Here is an 18,638-nt window from a genome sequence, read left to right as displayed (position 1 = left end):
GGCGCCCCCGGCGTTTATCCTGCTTCGTCCTTCGTCCCTTGGAGGGCCTCCGAAACCGGGCCGAACCGGCCCTCCAAGCCCCCGGGAGGGGCAGGGACCTGCCCCTCCCCCCATCGAGGCACACAAGGGCTCACAGGCGGTCACGGGGGCCTTTACCGGGTGGCCCTACTTTGCCGTCAGGAGCTCGGCGATCTGCTGCTTCTCCACCGTCTCCTCCAGCTTCTCCAGCTGCTTCCGGTGGAATGCCTCCACCGCCGCCCGGATGGGCAGGATGGTGTAGCAGTTATTGCCGTTCCACTTCATCCCCTTGTCATCCACGTAGCTGGTGCGCTCCACCGTAATGAACTTTTGATCTGCCAGCTTGCCGATGTGCTTTGCCACAGTGTTGACTGCCAAGCCGGTGGCGGCGGAGATGGTGGCGTAGCTGGGGTGGCACTGATGGGTGCGGCGGTCCTCACAGCAGAGCAGGTAGGCGTACACGGCGATTACGCCGTGGCCCAGATCCAGGCAGAAGATCTCATAGGGCAGGGTGAAGAAGCGCCCCGCCCTCCCGCCGCCGCGGGGAAGGGTCGGGGTGAGATCCTGGGTGACAAGGCCGCGCCGGAGCAGTTCCCCCAGGCTGGCCGCCGCCATAGCCGGGCTCATATGGAGCCGCGCTGCCAGGCTGCCCGGGTCAGGGACACCTCTGTTGTCACCATGACTGTGCAGCCAACAGAGGTATGCCAGCACCGCAAAGGCCGGTGGTTTGAGCTTCCATCCCCAGACCTGATTGGGCAGGGCGAACCGATATCTGACTGGGTTACGACGTAATGGCTGGGAACTCATCTGCGCCCACCTCCTTCCGTGTGGTCGGACACCCATTGGAGGAACTGCTCCTTGGGCACCACCATGCGGCTGCCCACGCGCAGCGTGGGGAAGCCATCCTCATGCAGCAGCTCATAGGCGCTGGACGGTGATACGCCCAACATCTTTGCCACCGTTTCTGCGTTGAGGAACAGCGATAGGTCATCGTAGGAGTTGTATTCGGATTTCCTCAATCAGTATCCTCCTTTGAGATATCGCAGGCGTCATCTGGATGAACCAGGTGTAGAAACTCTTTTACAGAGTTAACCACACCGGCATCCTTCAACTGTTGATAGCGGATCAGGTCGCAGAGTGTACGGAGGTTGACCTCCGCACACTCCAGCAGCTTGTCCATGGCCACGATCTGCTGCTCCGCACTGAGCGTCGTGGAGTTATCCGGATCTTGCAGATAGGTCCGCACCGCATCCGCCTCTGGCATCTCCTCCCCCAGGACCGTCTGCATCTCCTGAAGGATGTAGTCCATGGCTTCCTTTTCGGCATTGGCGATCAAGGCTTGCAGCAACTGTTTTGTGGTTTCTTCAAATACATTCATGATCCTCCACTCCTCTGTAAGTTCCATTTAGGGCCTCCCGGCCGCGGCCAGAGCCGGGGGTTCCGAAATCCGGAAAGTTTGCCCTCTACTAATCAGGACACTTACAGGCGGTTTGTAAACCAGGAAATGAAAAAAGTTGAGGGGCCCTGTCATGAGACAGAGTCCCTCAACTTTTTGTGGAGCTTTTTCAGCCGCTTTGATACTGCCGCCTTGGACACGCCGTAGACCGTCCCGATCTCCTCCATGGTCAGGTCTCTGCCATATCGGAGTTGGATGAGATCCTGATCTTGGCCGCCCAAGCTGCCGACGGCTTTCCGCAGAGTTTCAAGCTGGAGGTTCCGGAGCACCGCATCCTCCACAGGACGCCTGACGCTGTCTGAGCCGGACAGCACCGTTTCAAACGTACTTCTACTCAGATGCCTTTGGTCCCGCTTGTCCTGCGCCTGTTCCCGCTTCCGATCCTGCTCAAGGAAGTCTGCGACCTCCTTTGGCACTGATACTTGCTGGCCACGATAGGAAATAACGACCGTGTCGTTCATTTGCATCCTTTCCGCTTTTACGGAAAGGTGCACACCCGCGCTGCCGGCACAGCGCCAAATACTGAAGACCTTCATGGAGGTTCCCTTCGTTCAGGGTGGTTGTGGTGCCCTACGAGGCCCATGAATGTCTGAGGTCCCACCGGGGTGTGGACCTCACCGGAAAGCTGCGAGTTTCGGCTTTCGCCTATATTCAATATAGAATAAATGTTTTCCCCTGTCAAGAACTGTGGATCTGCTGGCAGACAATTTCTCTCGGAAATGAGACAAGGGAGTATCTGAGCTAAAGCCACTAACGGTCAGCCAGTACTCTTTGTCAACACTGTTTCAAAGGGGTTGCTTACAAATGAAAACTTGCTTGTGTATACTTGTGTATATAGTTAGTGTAAAGTTTTCGTTGCCCAAAGGAAGAGGGAAGCGGTGGAACCATTATTTCCCGCAGGGCTCCAAGGCCTGTAGAAATGTCCGCAAATACGCCGGACTGTCCCTTGCGGCAGGCTGGGTGCTCTGTTATCCATCTCGTGCTTTATTCACTGGCCCGTTAGTCCCGTACCCTTTACAAGCACAGACCTTTGTATTATGATAAAGGCTATCCGGACAGAAGGAGGGTTTTCATGGAACAACTCAGCTATGCGGCCCTGGAGCGGCAGGGCTACAATGGTTATCTCCTGTGCCAGGCCCCAGAGCGGGTGCTGCAGTTTGGAGAGGGCAACTTCCTGCGGGGCTTTGCGGACCACTTTATTGACGTTATGAATGAGCGGGCAAACTTTCAGAGCAAGGTGGTGGTTGTCCCGCCCGCTTCTGCCGGAAAGACGGGGCGCATCAACAGCCAGGAGGGGCTCTATCAGCTCTGTCTGCGGGGACGCCTGAATGGGGCGGCTGTGGATCAGCGCCGGGTGATCAGCTGTATCAGCCGGGCAGTGGATGTATATGAGGAATACGACGCATTCCTGGAGACCGCCCACAACCCGGATATGTGCCTGATCATCTCCAATACCACAGAGGCCGGCATTGTCTACGACGCCTCCTGCACGCCGAAAGACCGCCCCCCTGCCAGCTTCCCGGCCAAGCTGACCCGCCTGCTGTGGGAGCGGTATCAGGCCGGCCTGCCCGGCTACCTGATCCTCCCCTGCGAGCTGATTGCCGATAACGGAGCCGTGCTGCGGGACTATGTCCTTCGCCATGCCCGGGACTGGGCGCTGGGGGAGGGATTCCTCCGGTGGCTGGAGGAGGAGAATACCTTCTGCAGCACCCTGGTGGACCGGATTGTTACCGGGTATCCCCGGGAGCAGGCTGACAGGATGAACAGGGACTTCGGCCTGGAGGACCGCCTGTTGGACGTGGCGGAGCCCTTCGGCCTGTGGGTGATTGAGGGGCCGGAGGAGCTTGCGGAGCAGTTCCCGGCACCACAGGCCGGCTTGCCGGTGAAATTTGTTCCGGATCACCACCCCTACAAGGAACAGAAGGTGCGCATACTCAATGGAGGACACACAGCTATGGTAGCTGCCGCCTATCTGGCGGGCCACGACATAGTGCGGGACAGCATGGCAGACCCGGATGTGCGTGCCTACCTGGAAGGGGCGCTCTTTGAGGAGATCATCCCCACGCTCTCACTGCCCAGGGAGGATTGCGAGGCCTTTGCCCGGGCGGTGGAGGAGCGCTTCGACAACCCCTATATTGACCACCGGCTGCTGGATATTGCCCTCAACTCAGTCTCCAAATGGCGGGCGCGGGTGCTGCCCAGTGTGGAGGCCTATCTGTCGAGCTTCCGCGCGGTTCCCCGCCGCCTGGCCTTCTCCTTCGCGGCCCTGTGCGCGTTTTACAGCCAGGGGCGCCGGGACGGTGAGGCCTACGCGATCCGGGATGATCCGGCGGTGCTGGCATTTTTTGCAGAGCATCGGGACGAGGACGCGGCGATGCTGGTGAGGGGCTTCGCGTCCCGGCAGGACTTTTGGGGGAGGGATCTGGCGGAGCTGCCTGGCTTTGTGCCGGCGGCGGCCCGTGCTCTGGAGCAGATCCGCACGCAGGGCATGGCGGCATCCCTGGCCGCCTGCGGCAAGGGGGTGGAACGATGAACCAGGCGCTGCGGGTTCACCCCCTGGACAATGTGGCGGTAGCCCTGACCCCCATCAGGGCGGGGGAGACCGTGGCGGTGGAAGGGACGGCGGTTACCGCCCGCCAGGATATCCCCCAGGGACACAAGGTGGCCCTGGCGCCCATCGCCGCAGGCGCGGAGGTGGTCAAATATGGCTGCCCCATTGGCAGGGCAAAGACAGACATCCGGCCGGGAGAGTGGGTGCATACCCACAATCTGGGCACCGGACTGGAGACCGGTGCCGCCGTGGAGGCCCACATCATGAAGCCAGAACAGTGTCCTCTGCCCGCAGAGAGCTTCCTGGGGTACCGCCGACGGGACGGCGGCGTGGGGATCCGCAACGAGCTGTGGATTGTCCCCACGGTAGGCTGCGTCAACGGCGTGGCCCAGGCGCTGGCTCGTCGCCTTGGGCCGGAGCTGGAGGGGAAGGTGGACGGCGTGTACGCCTGGACCCATCCCTACGGCTGCTCTCAGATGGGTGACGATCAGGAACATACCAGGCAGATCCTCTGCGGGCTGATCCGTCATCCCAATGCCGGCGGCGTGCTGGTGCTGGGCCTGGGCTGTGAGAACAGCAGCATCCAGGTGCTTCAGGCGCTGCTGAAGGACTGGGACGAGGAGCGGGTGGCCTTCCTGGAGTGCCAGTCTGTGGAAGACGAGCTGGCGGAGGGGGAACGGCTGCTGCGCGGCCTGGCAGACCGGGCAGCCGAGGATCGGCGGGAGGACATCTGTGCGGAGGAGCTGGTTATCGGCCTGAAGTGCGGCGGCTCCGACGGCCTGTCCGGCATTACGGCCAACCCCCTGGTGGGCCGGGTCACCGACCGGCTGACCGCCATGGGCGGCTCCGCCCTGCTGGCGGAGGTGCCGGAGATGTTCGGGGCGGAGAGCGTGCTCTTCCGGCGCTGCGCCGACGAGGCGGCGGCCCGGGCCCTGCCCGCCCTGGTGGAGGACTTCAAGGACTACTTTGTCCGCCATGGACAGGTGGTCTATGAAAACCCGTCGCCGGGGAACAAGGCGGGCGGCATCACCACGCTGGAGGAGAAGTCGCTGGGCTGCGTTCAGAAGGGCGGAACCGCCCCGGTGGCCGACGTGCTCCGCTATGGGGAGCGGGTGCGCAGACGCGGCCTGTCCGTGCTCCAGACCCCGGGGAACGACCTGGTGTCCACCACCGGACTGGCGGCGGCGGGCGCGCACCTGATCCTCTTCACCACCGGCCGGGGCACCCCCTTCGGTGCGCCGGTGCCCACCCTCAAAATCGCCACCAACTCTGAGTTGGCCGGCCGGAAGGGTGAATGGATTGATTATAATGCCGGAGGCTTGGCCCGTGGAGACGGCTGGGAAGAACACACCAAAGCACTGTTCCGGCTGATACTGGATACGGCCTCCGGAAACCCCACCCGCTCCGAGCGGGCGGGGTATCGGGAGATTGCCATCTGGAAAGACGGCGTTACCCTCTAGGCAGAGCAGAAAGGCCCGCCGCGGGATATCCGCGGCGGGCCTTTGTTTCAGAATGAGGCGTGGAGCATGGTGTTGATGGCCTCCTGATAGGAGAGCTGGATGTGATCGGACAGAAGCTGGCAGGCGTCCTCCATCCGCTGCTCGATGATGGCGTCCAGAATGGCGATATGCTCCCGGTTACTGACCTGATAGCGGCTGGGCCGCCAGGCGGTGATCCGAATCAGGTTCAGGTAGTCGGTGAGGCTGCGCATCAGTTGGGAGGCGTACTGGTTATGCAGGGTATCCACCAGCGCCAGGTGGAACTGGTTGTCCAGATCAATCAGCGGTGCGGCGGTCTGCCCGGCGTTGCCGGCCTCGTCGTCCTGGTGCTGGATGAGCCGGGCGCGCATGTCCAGCGCCCACTGGAGATCCACCCGGTAGAAGCACTGCCGAAGCACCAGCGGCTCCAACAGCAGGCGGATTTCAAAGATATCGTGGATGTCCTTGGGGGTGGGGCGGGTGATTTCGATGCCGCGGCGGGGGTGCACCCGAACCAGATTGTCCTGCGCCAGGGCCAGAATCGCCTCCCGCACCGGCGTCCTGCCCAGGCCCAGCAGCTGCTGAAGCTGAGCCTCATTGACAAACTGCCCCGGAATCAGATCTTTCTGGAGAATCATGGTTTTGATCTGGTCGTATGCAATCCGGGACAAACTGCCCTGCCGCTTTTCCGCCACTGCCGCCATTGACATTGCCTCCTGATATATGTGATGGGTTCGGAGAACCCTTCGAGCCAAGCCCTTTATCCACCCAATTATAGCAGTATCTTTCTGTGCGGTCAAGGTGTCCGGGTATGGGGTGAAGGGGGTGTATTTGTAGTAAATTCACAATTTCAGGCATTTGAAAATTATTTTCATGATAGAATTGCCGGTTTATCACTTGACGGGACTGACAAACTATGTTACAGTTTAGCTTGTAGATATATTACAGATATATCACAAGGCCGCGCGCCATTCTTTGGATAAAACCCCCAGCGCACGCCCGGCGCGTGATGACCCGCTGAGGCCGGAGGGGGCGGGGTGCCGGAAAGGACGGAAAGCCATGAAAGCATTCCTGGATGAAGATTTCCTGTTGGACACTGACACGGCAAAGGAGCTCTACCACGGCACGGCGGAGCGGATGCCCATACTGGACTACCACTGCCATGTGAGCCCCAGAGAGATCGCGGAGGATCAGGTCTTCCACAATCTCACCCAGCTCTGGCTGGGCGGGGACCATTACAAATGGCGCCTGATGCGGGCCAACGGAACGGACGAGAAATATATTACCGGAGACGCCTCCGACTTTGAGAAGTTTCAGGCCTGGGCCGCCGCCCTGGAGCGGGCAGTAGGCAATCCCCTGTACCACTGGAGCCACCTGGAGCTGCGCCGCTACTTCGGATATGAGGGCCACCTGACGGCGGACAATGCCGGAGAGGTCTGGGACCACTGCAGCCGGGTGATCGGCGATGGTATGCATGTTCGGGAGATCTTGCGCAAGTCCGATGTGACGCTGCTGTGTACCACCGACGATCCGGCGGACAGCCTGGAGTGGCACGAGAAGCTGGCCGCGGATAGCTCCCTGGAGACCAAAGTACTCCCCGCATTTCGGCCGGATAAGGCGGTCAATGTGGAAAAGCCGGGCTTTATCGATTACATAGACAGGCTCGCCAAGGCGTCCGGCGTACCCATCACCGGCTGGGAGAGCCTGACCGCCGCGCTGGACGCGCGGATGGACTTTTTCGCGGCTCACGGCTGCAAGGTGTCCGACCACGGACTGGACAACCTGTGCTTCCTCCCCGCCTCCGAGGCGGAGCTGGACGGCATCCTGAGGCGTCGGCTGGCGGGGGAACCGGTCAGCCGTCAGGAGATGTGGCAGTACAAGTCGGCCCTGTTGAGTTTCTTCGCCAGAGGGTATGCCCGGCGGGACTGGGCCATGCAGCTCCACTTCTCCGCCCAGCGGGACAACAACCGCCGGATGTTCCGGGCGCTGGGCCCGGATACCGGTTACGACTGTATCGGCCCGGGGGTGAATCTGCCGGATCTGGCCTGCTTCCTGAGTGAACTGGAAGAGAGCGGAGAGCTGCCCCGCACCATCCTCTACTCCCTGGAGCCGGGCGACAATGCGGCGTTGGTAAGCCTGATGGGCTGCTTCCAGGGCTCTGGTACGGCGGGTAAATTGCAGCACGGCTCGGCCTGGTGGTTCAACGATCATCGCCTGGGCATGGAAGCCCAGCTCACGAATCTGGCCGCCGGCGGCCTGCTGGGCAACTTTATCGGTATGCTGACCGACTCCCGCAGCTTCCTGTCCTACACCAGGCATGAGTATTTCCGTCGGATCCTCTGCGGCCTGCTGGGCCGCTGGGTAGAGAACGGTGAATTCCCGGATGACCGGCCCGCACTGGAGCGGCTGGCAGCCGATATCTCCTATCGAAACAGCGTCCGCTACTTTGGCTTTGAGCAGTATCACTTACGGGGGGCAGATACGGTATGAGTATGATCAGTGTTAAGGGGCTCCAGAAGAGCTTCGGCAAGCATGAGGTGCTCAAGGGCATCGACATTGACATCGAGCCTGGCGAGGTGGTGGCCATCGTAGGCCCCTCCGGCTGCGGCAAGTCCACCTTCCTGCGCTGTCTGAACCTGCTGGAAGAGCCCACAGGAGGTCAGATCCTCTACCATGGCATTGATCTGGTCAGCGCCGACAACAAGAGCGCCACCAAAGAGCTGTTAAGCATGGGCATGGTATTCCAGCAGTTCAATCTGTTTCCGCATCTGACTGTCATTGACAACATCATGCTTGCACCCACGCTGGTGAAGAAGCGGGACAAAAAGGGCTGTGAGGAGCAGGCCATGGGTCTGCTCAAGACCGTGGGGCTGGCGGACAAGCGGGATGCCTATCCCAACCAGCTCTCCGGCGGGCAGCAGCAGCGCATCGCCATCGCCCGGGCCCTGGCCATGAAGCCGGAGCTGATGCTCTTTGACGAGCCCACCTCCGCCCTGGATCCCGAGATGGTGGGCGAGGTGCTGGACGTCATGAAGAAGCTGGCCGCCGACGGCATGACCATGCTGGTGGTAACCCACGAGATGGGCTTTGCCCGCGAGGCGGCCGACCGGGTGATCTTCATCGACGGCGGCCATATCGTGGAGGACAGCGAGCCTGAGGAATTCTTCACGCATCCCAAAAACAAGCGCCTGCAGGATTTCCTGAGCAAAATGCTCTGATTCACAATATTCAAGGAGGAAGCAAACATGTCTCAGATCAAGGTGGCCCGATACAGCGGCGTCAAGTACGAGTTTGTCAACGGCTATGCCCGTGTGCCTGTGCTGGAGGGGGAGTTCGATCAGGCCCACTTCGCCCACTGCGCCCTACAGCCCGGCTGCTCCATTACGCCGGATATCTACTCCGTGACCGAGCATAATCAGCTCTTCATCTTCACCAAGGGCAAGGGCTATGTGACCACCCCCCGTCAGGCCTGGAACATCAAGGAGCCCGGCGTCTTCGTTCCCGAGTTTGACACAGAACGCTTCACCATCACCTGCTCCGCCGACAGCAAGCAGCCCCTGGAGTTCCTTCATATCATTACGGAGCTGAGTGATTACGACAAGAGCTGTCTGGTGGAATCCCGCATGGTGCTGCCCCGGTTCCGCGGCATCTCCGAGGGCTGGACTTACGACGAGGACTTCAAGGACAACGACACCACCACCTCCATTATGCTGCTGGAGCACCGCAACCTGGGCCGTCTGTCCATGGGCTGCGTCCGCGGCACCGGCCCCATTGAGATTGGCCAGCACATCCACAACGAGCTGGCCCAGTGGTACTTCCCGCTCCCCGGCTCCGAGTTCATCTACACCGCCGGCGGCGAAGAGGTTCACATGACCGGCGGCGATCTGTCCTTTACCCCCACCGGCTTCTGGCACGGCAGCAAGGTGGAGGCCGGCAAGCAGTGCGACTACATCTGGTTTGAGATGTGCATCGACGGATATCCCGGCGAGATCAAGTAAGCAAAGCAGCACAGTGTCCAAAATCAGAAAATTATAAACATATCATTCACTGTAAAGGGGAATTTGCCATGGCTCTGGTTAAAATTTCGAGAGGTGCCGACATCAAGCACGAGTATATCAACGGCGTGTCCCGCGTGCCCATCCTGGAAGGGGCCTACAAGGATGCCAAGGTGGAGCGGATCTCCCTCCAGCCCGGAGCGGATCTGACTCCGGAGATTTACTCCAAGACCGAGCACAATCAGGTGTTCCTGATCACCGCCGGCAAGGGCTACATTGTCACTCCCCGCCGCGTGTTCAACATTACCGAGGTTTCCGTGTTCGTACCCGATTTCGATAAGGAGTCCTTCACCTTCCACTGTGCCGCCGATGCTAAGGAGACGATGGAGATTGTCCACTTCGTCACCGAGCTGAGCGACTACGACAAGACCTGCCTCAAGGAGTCCCACCTGACCCTGCCCCGCTTCCGCGGCGTGTCCCAGGCGTGGCACTACAAGGAGGACTTCACCGGCGCCGACATCCAGCAGATGATGATGATCGAACACCGCAATCTGGGCCGCCTGTCTATGGGCGCCAACTTCGGCACCGGACCCAACTACATCGGCCAGCACATCCATAACGAGCTGGAACAGTGGTATATCATGCTGCCCGGCGCCTCTTTCACTTACACCGCCGAGGATGAAAAGATCCACGTCCAGGGCGGCGACATCACCTTTACCCCCCACGGCTCCCACCACGGCAGCGAGTGCGCCGAGGGCGAGAAGTTCGCCTATGTGTGGTTCGAGCTGTGCGAGAACGGTTATCCCGGCGAGATTAAGTAAGCTATGCCGGAAAGCTGGACCCTGCTGGGCTCCAACGGGCAGTATGTCCGCATGCCTTTGGCGGCCTTCCTGGGGGATATGAGGTCTCTGGGCCTGACGGCGCTGGACTTCGTCCCCCAATCCCCCCACCTCTGGCTGAGTCACGCGGAGTATGAAGAGCCGGCTCCCCTGCTGGAGAAGCTGGCGGAGGCGGGGCTGCGGATCTCCGTTCTCACGCCGCCGGCCTACCGATATTCCATCACTGCCCCGCCCGGCAAGCAGCGGGAGGCCACGGTGGACTACTATCGGAACAGCATCGCGCTGGCCCGCGCCCTGGGGGCCGGGCAGGTGGTGCTGGGGGCGGCGGGGGCCTGCTGGGATCTGACACCGGAGGCGCTGCGTCAAAACGCGGCGGAGGTGCTGGAGCGCCTTTGCCCCGCGGCGGAGGCGGCGGGGGTATCCCTGCTGCTGGCCCCGGTTATGGGGCCGGACACCCCGTTAATCGCCGAGTCCCCGGTACTGGGCCGGGCGGAGGAGCTCTCCGGGCTGCTCCGCCGGGTGGGCAGTCCTGCCCTGGGCGTCTGCCTGGACACCAACGTGATGGCGTCCTGGGGGGACACCATTCCCCGGTGGTTTGAGCTGCTGGGAGAGAAAACCGGCCTGGTCCGCCTGTGCGACGGCAACTACCATGGTTGGCGGGCCTGGGGCGAGGGATGCCTGCCTATGGACCGCTTTGCGGAACAGATACGGTCGGCGGGCTATGCCGGGGCGCTGTCCCTGCTGCTGCCGAGGGAGCGCTACGTTGAGAACCCGGACTGGCCCCTCCGGCAGGCCGTGCGGGCCCTGACGAGAGGAGGGGCGGCATGAGCGGGATCAAGCGCAGCCAGCTGGTCAACATGAACCAGCACTACCGGCGCTTCTCGCTGGACTATTTCCTGGACTGCCAGCAGAGGCTGGGCATTGAGCAGATTGAGCTCTGGTGCGGTGCGGCCCACTTCTGGCTGGATCACACCGGCTATGACGACGTGTCCACCCTTCGGCAGAAGCTGCGGGATCACGGCGTGCGGGTGGTATCCGTCACCGCGCCCAGCATGGCCTATCAGTACCAGTACGCCTCCCAGGAGCCCCTGGGCCTGGAGTACTCCTTCCGCTACTTCTCCAACGCCATCCGCCTGGCCTCCGAGCTGGGGGCCGACCGGGTGGTGGTCAACTCCGGCTGGGGGTACTTGGGAGAGGATGAGGAGACCATGTGGGCCCGCTGCCGGGATCATTTGATCCGGCTCTGCCGGGTGGCGGAGCCCCTGGGGGTGAGGCTGGCCATGGAGTCCCTCCGGGCCGACGAGAGCAACCTGGTCAACAGCCTGGAGCGGGCCCGCCGGATGTACCGGGAGGTAAACCACCCCAATCTGAAGATGATGGTGGACAACATCGCCACCGGCGCGGCGGGGGAGAGCCTGGACGACTGGTTCGACGCCTTCGGCCCCAACCTGATCCACATGCACTTCCTGGACGGAGACCCTTGGCTGCACAACGTCTGGGGGGACGGGAACACCTCCCTGTCCGCCCAGCTTCAATCCCTGAACGCTCACCACTACACCGGCTATCTGGTGCAGGAGGTGGCCGACGAGCACTACTTCTCCGACCCCTTTGCCGCCGACCGCCGGAATTTCCGGGTTCTGGAGCGGTTTGTAGAGGATTAGTGTTATTTTCCGGCGGCTTTCCGCCGGCGAATAAAAAACTCTGAAAGGAAAAGGTGAAAAGAATGAAACTCAAGAAGCTTGTACCCGCTGCCCTGTCTCTCGCGCTGGTACTCTCCCTGGCCGCCTGCGGCGGCGGTGGCGGCACCACCAATTCCCCCGCGCCTGAGAGCGAGTCCCCCGCTGCCAGCACCGACTCTCCCGCCGCCAACACCGAGACTGCCGTCCCCGAGGACGACGGCTCCCTGCAGCGTGTCCTGGATGCCGGCGTGCTGACCGTGGGCAACGAGGGCAACTGGCTGCCCTACGTCTACAACGAGGACGGCACCGGCGAGCTCACCGGCTTTGAGGTAGAGGTGGCCCGCGAGATCGGCGCCCGCCTGGGCGTGGACGTGGAGTTCCAGACCGCCGACAGCTGGGATCCCGTGCTGGCCGGCCTGGACGCCAGCCGCTACGACGTGGTTATCAGCGGAGTCAACCCCAACCCCGAGCGCCAGGAGAAGTACGCCTGCTCCATCGCCTACGCTGAGAACCCCTACTGCCTGGTGGTAAACGGCGACAACACCGACATTACCTCCTTTGAGGATCTGGAGGGCAAGCTGTGCATCAACTCTCCCTCCTCCGCCGCCGGCCAGATCGCCCAGCGCTACGGCGCCACCACCGCTGACGGCGACTTGACCGCCGCCATGGAGCAGCTGAACACTGGACGTGCCGACGGTCATGTCAACAATGTGGCCGCCGTGGAGGAGTACATGGAGACTCGTCCCGAGGTCAACGTGAAGATCGCCGCCATCTATGAGCCTGACGCGGAGCACAGCTATGAGATCGAGTCCTCCGTCATGTGCCGCAAGGAGGACCAGAGCCTGTGCGACGGGATCTCCGAGGTCCTGCAGGAGATGATCGACGACGGCTTCCTCTATGACCTGACCGTGGAGTACTTCGGCCAGTCCGTGGCCGACAGCACCAGCATCTATCAGTAATCTATTCCGCAATCCCTATAAAACCATTCGCCTGGGTGGCTGTCCACGGGCAGCCACCCAGCCCTAAAAACATCAAACTTTTTGAAAATCTGTTGAAGGAGGTGGGCCGTTGTGGAGATGCTCCAACTGTTAGCCGACGGATTTTGGCCCATGTTCAAAGCCGGCTTACTGATCTCCGTCCCACTCATGCTGGTCTCCTTTGCGCTGGGACTCGTGCTGGCCTTTATCCTGGCGCTGATGCGTATGTCCAAAATCAAGCCCTTCAAGGCCATCGCCTGGTTTGTGGTGTGGGTGATCCGTGGCACACCTCTTCTGGTTCAGATCTACATCATCTATTTCGGCCTGCCCTCCATTGGCCTGATTCTGGATCCCATCCCCTCGGCCATCCTGGCCCTGACCATCAGCCAGGGCGCCTACAACTCGGAGGTCATCCGCGGCGCCCTGACCTCCATCCCCAAAGGACAGTTCGAGGCCTGCCGCGCCCTGGGCCTGAACAAGCTCCAGACTATGAGCCGCGTGGTCATCCCCCAGGCCGCCCTGGTGGCGGTGCCCGCCCTGTCCAACTCCTTCATCAGCCTGCTGAAGGACACCTCCCTGGTCTCCACCATCACTGTGGCCGAGATCATGATGACCGCTAAGGGTATTACCGCTGTAAAGCTGGAGCCCCTGCTGTTCTACTGCGAGGCGGGCTTTGTCTACCTGATCTTCAGCACCGTCCTGACCAGACTGCAGGGCATGCTGGAGAAGAAGCTGGGCAAGCACCTGGTGGACACCAGAGCCTGACAAGAGAGGCTGAGACGATACCATGTTACATTTGAACACTCAAGGTCTGCGGGACCGCGGGGCGTGGGATGCGGCGGGCATCAAGCTGCCCGCATACGACATCCCCGCCATGCGGGAGTGCACCTGGCGCGCCCCTGTGTGGGTGCACTTCGGCGCGGGCAACATCTTCCGCGGCTTCCTGGCCGCGGCCCAGCAGACTCTTTTGAATAGCAGAGCGGCCGACACCGGCATCTTGGCCGCCGAGTCCTTTGACTTCCAGATCATCGACCACGTCTACACCCCCTATGACGACCTGAGCCTGCTGGTGCGGATGCGCGCCGACGGCACCGACGAGAAAGAGGTCATCGCCAGCGTGGCCGGCGGCCTCAAGGCCGACTGCGCCGGCTCCGACTGGGCCCAGCTGGCGGAGATCTTCCGCGCCCCCAGCCTCCAGATGGCCAGCTTCACCATCACCGAGAAGGGCTATGCCCTCACCGATCTGGAGGGGAAGCCCCTGCCGGTGGTGGAGCGGGATCTGGCCGCCGGGCCCGAGGGCCCCCGGCACACCATGTCCATCACGGCTGCCCTGCTGTACCGCCGCTACCAGGCGGGGGGCGCGCCCATCGCCATGGTGAGCATGGACAACTGCGCCCAGAACGGTAAAAAGCTCCGGGACGGGGTGCTGACCGTGGCCCGGGGCTGGCAGGAGCGGGAACTGGTGCCCACCGCCTTCCTGGACTGGCTGGAGAACCCCGCCTGTGTGAGCTTCCCCTGGTCCATGATCGACAAGATCACCCCCCACCCCTCCGAGAAGGTGAAGGAGGAGCTGGAGGGCCTGGGCCTGGAGGATATGACCATCTCCAAGACCAATACCGGCACCCTGATCGCCCCCTTCGTCAACACGGAGATCACCGAGTACCTGGTGCTGGAGGACGCCTTCCCCAACGGCCGCCCGGCCCTGGAGAAGGCGGGGGTATACCTGACCGACCGCACCACGGTGGAGAAGGCGGAGAAGATGAAGGTGGGCACCTGCCTCAATCCCCTGCACACCGCCCTGGCGGTGTACGGCTGCCTGCTGGGCTATACCTCCATTGCCGCTGAGATGGGAGATCCGGATCTGAAAGCCCTGGTGGAGCATATCGCGGAGGAGAGCCTCCCGGTGGTGGAGGATCCCGGCATACTCAGTCCCAGGGCCTTCATCAACGAGGTGCTCAACGAGCGATTCCCCAATCCCGCCATCCCCGACACACCCCAGCGTATTGCCGCCGATACGTCCCAGAAGATGCCGGTGCGCTATGGCGGCACTCTGCGCCGCTATGCGGAACGGCCGGAGCTGAATGTGTCCTCTCTGGTGTACGCGCCTCTGGTGTTTGCCGGCTGGTGCCGGTATCTGCTGGGGGTGGACGATCAGGGACGGGAGATGCCCGTCAGCCCCGACCCCATGGCGCCCCAGCTCCAGGCCCACCTGGCGGGCATCCGCCTGGGGAAGCCGGAGAGCTGTACAGATCAGCTGCGCCCCATCCTGTCCAACGCCGCCATTTTCGGCGTGGATCTGTACCAGGCCGGGCTGGGCGGGCGGACGGAGGAGATGTTCCGCGCCATGCTGACCGGCCCCGGCGCGGTACGCGGTACGCTGCGCCACTATTTATCGCTCGCTGGAGCATAAGGAGTAATCAACCATGAAGATGACATTTCGCTGGTACGGGAGTGAGATGGATCCCATACCGCTGCGATACATCAGACAGATCCCCAACATGAGCGGTGTGGTCACCTCCCTGATGGACATGCCCGCCGGGGCCCTCTGGCCCACGGAGCGGATTCAGGCCATGAAGGAGGAGACCAACGCCGCCGGGCTGGAGATGGAGGTCATTGAGAGCGTCAACGTCCACGAGGACATTAAGCTGGGCCTGCCCAGCCGGGACGAGTATATCGACAACTACCGGGAGACGGTGCGCCGGCTGGGTCAGGCGGGTGTGAAGGTAATCTGCTACAACTTCATGCCGGTCTTTGACTGGACCCGCACCGACCTGGCCAAGCCCCGGCCCGACGGCTCCACGGTGCTGGCCTACGACCAGTCGGTGATCGACCGGATCACGGATCCCCAGGCGTTTGCGGATCAGATCCAGCAGGGGGCGGGGGAGTTTGAGATGGCCGGCTGGGAGCCGGAGCGGATGAAGGAACTCAAGCACCTGTTCGCCCAGTACAAGAGTGTCTCCCACGAGGATTTGTTCGCCAACCTGGAGTATTTCCTCAAGGCGGTGATCCCTGTGTGCGAGGAATACGGCGTGACCATGGCCATCCACCCGGACGATCCCCCCTGGGATCTCTTCGGCCTGCCCCGCATCTACACCTGCCGGGAGAACATGCGCCGCATCCTGAATCTGGTGGACAGTCCCTGCAACAGCCTGACCATGTGTTCGGGCTCCCTGGGTTCCAACCCCGCCAACGACATCCCCGCCCTGGTGCGGGAGTTCGGCGGGGAGGGGCGAATCGCCTTTGCCCACGTGCGGAACATCCAGTTCACCGGCCCCGGCCGGTTTGAGGAGGCGGCCCACTTCTCCGCCGACGGCAGCCTGGATCTGTATGAGATCATGAAGGCCCTCTACGATGTGGGCTTCCAGGGCTATATCCGCCCCGACCACGGACGGATGATCTGGGACGAGAAGGGGAGAGCCGGCTACGGTTTGTATGACCGGGCCCTGGGCGCCTCCTATCTGAACGGCCTGTGGGAGGCCATTGAGAAGGACCATCGATAAAAGAAGCCGCATCCGGGAGAGGGACTGGCGCCCTGCGCCGGGTGCGGCTTTCGTTTTGCAGAAAGGATGTGCAAGCATGGATCCCATTTTGGAACAGATCTACCGCATCGGCGTTATCCCGGTGATTGCCATCGACGATGCCAGGAAGGCCGTGCCCTTGGCCCGCGCCCTGGTGGCGGGCGGACTGCCCGCAGCAGAGGTGACCTTCCGTACCGCCGCCGCCCAGGAAGCCATGGAGGCGATTACAGCGGAAGTGCCTGAAATGCTGGTGGGCGCGGGCACCGTCCTCACCCACGACCAGGTGGACCGGGCCCTGGCTGCCGGTGCCAAGTTCATCGTCAGCCCCGGCTTCAACCCGGACACGGTGCGCTATGTCCAGTCCAAAGGGGCGCTGATGCTGCCCGGCACGGCCACCCCCGGTGAGATGGAGCAGGCCATGGCCATGGGCCTGGAGGTGGTGAAATTCTTCCCCGCCGAGCAGAACGGCGGCGTGGCCAAGCTCAAGGCCGTGGCGGGGCCGTACAAGACGCTGAAATGGATGCCCACCGGCGGCGTCAACGCCAAAAACCTGATGGACTATCTCTCCTTTGATCAGATCATTGCCTGCGGCGGCACCTGGATGGTGAAAAAGGAGCTGATTGAGGCGGAGAACTGGGCGGAGATCACCCGCCTGACCCGGGAGGCAGTGGATATCATGCTGAGCCTCACCCTGGCCCATGTGGGCATCAACTGCGCCGACGCCCAGGAGTCTGAGGATACGGCGAGGGCAATCTGTGGGCTGTTCGGGTTCCCCTATCGGGCGGGCAGCTCTTCCAACCACGCGGGATCGGCGGTGGAGTGTACCAAGACTCCCGGCCCCGGCACCCACGGGCATATCGCCATCGCCGCCAACAATCTGGACCGTGCCATTTACCATTTGGAGCTGCGGGGCGTGGAATTTGACCGGACCACCCTGAAAACCGATGCCAGGGGCCGGGCCAAGGCGGTCTATGTGGCCGGTGAGTTCGGCGGCTTTGCCATCCATCTGGTACAGAAATAAGGAGGTATTCCAACCATGAGCAAGCGCATTGTCACCTTTGGAGAGATCATGCTCCGGCTGGCCCCCAACGGCTACTATCGGTTCTTCCAGAACGATCAGATGCAGGCCACCTTCGGCGGCGGAGAGGCCAACGTAGCGGTGTCCCTGGCCAACTACGGCATGGACTCGGTCTATGTGACCAAGCTGCCGGCCCATGCCATCGGGCAGGCGGCGGTGGACTCCCTGCGGTACTTCGGGGTGGACACCTCGAAAATCGTTCGGGGCGGCGACCGCGTGGGCATCTACTACCTGGAGAAGGGTGCCTCCCAGCGGGGCAGCGTGTGCATCTATGACCGGGCCCATTCTGCCATCCAGGAGGCCCAGCCCGGCGACTTTGACTGGGACGCCATTCTGGACGGGGCGGACTGGTTCCACTTTACCGGCATTACCCCGGCCCTGGGGCCCAATCTTGTGGAGATCTGCAGGCAGGCCTGCCAGGCAGCCAAGGCAAAGGGGGTCAAGGTGTCCTGTGATCTGAACTACCGGGGCAAGCTGTGGACCCGGGCGGAGGCCCGGGCGGCTATGACGGAGCTGTGCCGGTATGTGGATGTGTGCATCTCCAACGAGGAAGATGCCAAGGACGTGTTTGGCATCGAGGCCGCGGACACCGATATTACCGGCGGTAAGCTGAATAAGGAGGGCTACAAGTCCGTGGCCAAGCAGCTGGCTGACCGCTTTGGCTTTGAAAAGGTGGCCATCACCCTGCGCACTTCCATCTCCGCCAGCGACAATGACTGGGCTGGCATGCTGTACGATGGGGAGAAGTACTGCTTCTCCAAGGAATATCACCTGCGTATTGTGGACCGGGTGGGCGGCGGCGACAGCTTCGGCGGCGGACTGATCTACGCCCTGCTCAACGGCAAGAATACCCAGGGCGCCATCGAATTCGCCGTGGCGGCCTCTGCGCTGAAACACTCGGTGGAAGGGGACTTCAACCGGGTTACCGTGGCCGAGGTGGAAAAGCTGGCCGGCGGCGACGGCTCCGGCCGGGTCCAGCGGTGAAATAGCTGTGGATCTTCGGCGTGTGAAAGGTTTCTCACTCCAAAGGAGCCTATTATTTCTTGCGC

The 18,638-nt window shown here is 62.1% G+C and carries 19 protein-coding genes; 14 read left to right on the top strand and 5 right to left on the bottom strand.

Annotated features, from left to right (window positions below):
- Positions 1-165 precede the first annotated feature (165 nt).
- The 4 genes from ACTNBK_RS08965 to ACTNBK_RS08950 form a co-directional block, all read right to left on the bottom strand.
- Complete coding sequence (locus tag ACTNBK_RS08965) at positions 166-825, bottom strand: helix-turn-helix domain-containing protein (RefSeq protein WP_441145409.1); 660 nt, start codon at positions 823-825, stop codon at positions 166-168.
- Positions 822-1,037 carry a helix-turn-helix domain-containing protein gene (locus tag ACTNBK_RS08960; RefSeq protein WP_441145407.1) on the bottom strand — a complete coding sequence of 72 codons (216 nt, stop codon included), beginning with the start codon at positions 1,035-1,037 and terminating at the stop codon, positions 822-824. The genes ACTNBK_RS08965 and ACTNBK_RS08960 overlap by 4 nt, the downstream gene beginning before the upstream one ends.
- The gene (locus ACTNBK_RS08955) at positions 1,034-1,396 is read right to left on the bottom strand and encodes a hypothetical protein (RefSeq protein ID WP_441145405.1); all 363 of its coding nucleotides are present in this window, start codon (positions 1,394-1,396) and stop codon (positions 1,034-1,036) included. The genes ACTNBK_RS08960 and ACTNBK_RS08955 overlap by 4 nt, the downstream gene beginning before the upstream one ends.
- A 149-nt stretch (positions 1,397-1,545) precedes the next feature.
- On the bottom strand, positions 1,546-1,935 hold the full coding sequence (locus ACTNBK_RS08950; RefSeq protein WP_441145403.1) for a sigma-70 family RNA polymerase sigma factor: 390 nt from the start codon (positions 1,933-1,935) through the stop codon (positions 1,546-1,548).
- A gap of 611 nt (positions 1,936-2,546) precedes the next feature.
- Here ACTNBK_RS08950 and ACTNBK_RS08945 point away from each other — a divergent pair.
- Positions 2,547-4,007, top strand: a complete 1,461-nt coding sequence (locus ACTNBK_RS08945; RefSeq protein WP_441145401.1) for a tagaturonate reductase — start codon at positions 2,547-2,549, stop codon at positions 4,005-4,007.
- Positions 4,004-5,485 (top strand): UxaA family hydrolase, encoded by a 1,482-nt coding sequence (locus tag ACTNBK_RS08940; protein WP_441145399.1) that lies wholly within the window; start codon positions 4,004-4,006, stop codon positions 5,483-5,485. Before ACTNBK_RS08945 ends, ACTNBK_RS08940 begins: the two co-directional genes overlap by 4 nt.
- 47 nt (positions 5,486-5,532) lie before the next feature.
- On the opposite strand, the gene ACTNBK_RS08935 is transcribed toward ACTNBK_RS08940, so the two are convergent.
- On the bottom strand, positions 5,533-6,207 hold the full coding sequence (locus ACTNBK_RS08935; protein WP_441145397.1) for a GntR family transcriptional regulator: 675 nt from the start codon (positions 6,205-6,207) through the stop codon (positions 5,533-5,535).
- A gap of 355 nt (positions 6,208-6,562) precedes the next feature.
- Here ACTNBK_RS08935 and uxaC point away from each other — a divergent pair, with 355 nt between their 5' ends.
- The 12 genes from uxaC to ACTNBK_RS08875 all read left to right on the top strand — a co-directional run bounded on the left by uxaC (position 6,563) and on the right by ACTNBK_RS08875 (position 18,573).
- Positions 6,563-7,993: a glucuronate isomerase gene (gene uxaC / locus ACTNBK_RS08930; RefSeq protein WP_441145395.1), complete on the top strand. Its 1,431-nt coding sequence runs from the start codon at positions 6,563-6,565 to the stop codon at positions 7,991-7,993.
- 2 nt (positions 7,994-7,995) lie between these two features.
- Positions 7,996-8,721 carry an amino acid ABC transporter ATP-binding protein gene (locus tag ACTNBK_RS08925; protein WP_441145440.1) on the top strand — a complete coding sequence of 242 codons (726 nt, stop codon included), beginning with the start codon at positions 7,996-7,998 and terminating at the stop codon, positions 8,719-8,721.
- A 27-nt stretch (positions 8,722-8,748) separates the two neighbouring features.
- Positions 8,749-9,501 (top strand): cupin domain-containing protein, encoded by a 753-nt coding sequence (locus ACTNBK_RS08920; protein ID WP_441145393.1) that lies wholly within the window; start codon positions 8,749-8,751, stop codon positions 9,499-9,501.
- A 68-nt stretch (positions 9,502-9,569) separates the two neighbouring features.
- Complete coding sequence (locus tag ACTNBK_RS08915; RefSeq protein WP_441145391.1) at positions 9,570-10,319, top strand: cupin domain-containing protein; 750 nt, start codon at positions 9,570-9,572, stop codon at positions 10,317-10,319.
- Between the two features lie 3 nt (positions 10,320-10,322).
- Positions 10,323-11,165, top strand: a complete 843-nt coding sequence (locus ACTNBK_RS08910) for a sugar phosphate isomerase/epimerase family protein (protein WP_441145389.1) — start codon at positions 10,323-10,325, stop codon at positions 11,163-11,165.
- On the top strand, positions 11,162-11,998 hold the full coding sequence (locus tag ACTNBK_RS08905) for a sugar phosphate isomerase/epimerase family protein (protein ID WP_441145387.1): 837 nt from the start codon (positions 11,162-11,164) through the stop codon (positions 11,996-11,998). Before ACTNBK_RS08910 ends, ACTNBK_RS08905 begins: the two co-directional genes overlap by 4 nt.
- A gap of 62 nt (positions 11,999-12,060) precedes the next feature.
- Complete coding sequence (locus ACTNBK_RS08900) at positions 12,061-12,975, top strand: transporter substrate-binding domain-containing protein (RefSeq protein WP_441145385.1); 915 nt, start codon at positions 12,061-12,063, stop codon at positions 12,973-12,975.
- 117 nt (positions 12,976-13,092) lie between these two features.
- The gene (locus ACTNBK_RS08895) at positions 13,093-13,758 is read left to right on the top strand and encodes an amino acid ABC transporter permease (protein ID WP_441145438.1); all 666 of its coding nucleotides are present in this window, start codon (positions 13,093-13,095) and stop codon (positions 13,756-13,758) included.
- Between the two features lie 22 nt (positions 13,759-13,780).
- A complete protein-coding gene (locus ACTNBK_RS08890) occupies positions 13,781-15,403 on the top strand; it encodes a mannitol dehydrogenase family protein (RefSeq protein ID WP_441145383.1) in 1,623 nt (540 codons plus the stop codon).
- A 13-nt stretch (positions 15,404-15,416) separates the two neighbouring features.
- The gene (uxuA, locus tag ACTNBK_RS08885) at positions 15,417-16,493 is read left to right on the top strand and encodes a mannonate dehydratase (RefSeq protein WP_441145381.1); all 1,077 of its coding nucleotides are present in this window, start codon (positions 15,417-15,419) and stop codon (positions 16,491-16,493) included.
- Between the two features lie 76 nt (positions 16,494-16,569).
- On the top strand, positions 16,570-17,532 hold the full coding sequence (locus ACTNBK_RS08880) for a bifunctional 4-hydroxy-2-oxoglutarate aldolase/2-dehydro-3-deoxy-phosphogluconate aldolase (protein WP_441145379.1): 963 nt from the start codon (positions 16,570-16,572) through the stop codon (positions 17,530-17,532).
- Between the two features lie 15 nt (positions 17,533-17,547).
- Positions 17,548-18,573 carry a PfkB family carbohydrate kinase gene (locus ACTNBK_RS08875; RefSeq protein ID WP_441145377.1) on the top strand — a complete coding sequence of 342 codons (1,026 nt, stop codon included), beginning with the start codon at positions 17,548-17,550 and terminating at the stop codon, positions 18,571-18,573.
- Positions 18,574-18,638 lie beyond the last annotated feature (65 nt).

It is taken from the genome of Intestinimonas sp. HCP28S3_D6 (assembly GCF_052065695.1).
Taxonomy (GTDB): Bacteria; Bacillota; Clostridia; order Oscillospirales; family Oscillospiraceae; genus Intestinimonas.
This window is presented reverse-complemented; position numbering and strand designations above follow the sequence as displayed.